The sequence below is a fragment of the Streptomyces sp. JJ66 genome (genome assembly GCF_019303495.1).
GTDB lineage: Bacteria > Actinomycetota > Actinomycetes > Streptomycetales > Streptomycetaceae > Streptomyces.
The window spans coordinates 1-1,014 of sequence record NZ_JAEVFI010000059.1; the positions used below are offsets into that span (position 1 = coordinate 1).

1 protein-coding gene is annotated in these 1,014 nt (G+C 75.4%); it reads left to right on the top strand.

Annotated features, from left to right (window positions below; all coding sequences use genetic code 11):
- Positions 1-1,014 (top strand): AMP-binding protein (locus JJV70_RS22245; protein WP_219049831.1); only part of this gene is annotated, 1,014 nt, incomplete at both ends.

Consider the following 1,014-nt stretch of genomic DNA (forward strand, 5'->3'; position numbering starts at 1 on the left):
GACGCGGTCGCGCTGGTCTTCGGCGACGAGGAGGTCACCTACGCCGAGCTCGACGCCCGCGCCAACCGGCTCGCCCACCACCTCATCGCCGCCGGCGTCCGGCCGGGTGGCTCCGTCGCCCTGCTGATGGAGCGGTCCCCGGAGCTGGTCATGGCCATGCTCGCGGTGCTGAAGGCGGGCGCCGCCTACGTGCCGCTGCCGACGGCGTGGCCGGAGCACCGGATGGGCGTGGTCGTCGAGGAGACCGGCGCCCGGGTGCTGTTGACCGACCACGGGCACGGCGGGGTCGGCTTCGCGGTCGGGCACGCCGCGCGCGGGCTGCCCGTCCTCGTGGCCCGGACCGAGGGCGCGGCCGAGTCCGCAGGGCCCGACGGGGCCCTCGGCGATCCCGGCACGCCCGGCCTCGACACCCCCGCCGAGCGGGTCGCCTACGTCATGTACACCTCGGGCTCCACCGGCCGGCCCAAGGGCGTGGCGGTCGCCCACCGCAACGTCGTCTCCCTGGCGACGGACCGGTGCTGGCGCGGCGGCAACCAGGAGCGGGTCCTCTTCCACTCCCCGTACGCCTTCGACGCCGCTACCTACGAGCTGTGGACGCCGCTACTGGCCGGCGACCGCGTGATCGTGGCGCCCCCCGGCGAGCTGGGCGTGGAGGAGCTGGCCCGGGTCGTGGACGAGCGGGGCGTGACCGCGCTCTTCGTGACGGCCGCCCTCTTCAACCTCCTGGTGGAGGTGCCGGAGGCCGCGTTCACGGGGCTGCGGGAGATCTGGTCCGGCGGCGAGGCCGCGTCGGCCAAGGCGATGGCCACCGTGCGGAGCCGCTTCCCGTGGGTGACCGTCGGGAACGGCTACGGGCCCACCGAGACCACCACCTTCGCGACCCGCCACCTGGTCGGGGAGGCCACCGCGAACGTCCCGATCGGGGCGCCCCTGGACAACCACCGGGCCTACGTCCTCGATGAGCGGCTGGAGCCGGTCCCCGTCGGCACGACCGGCGAGCTGTACATGGCGGGC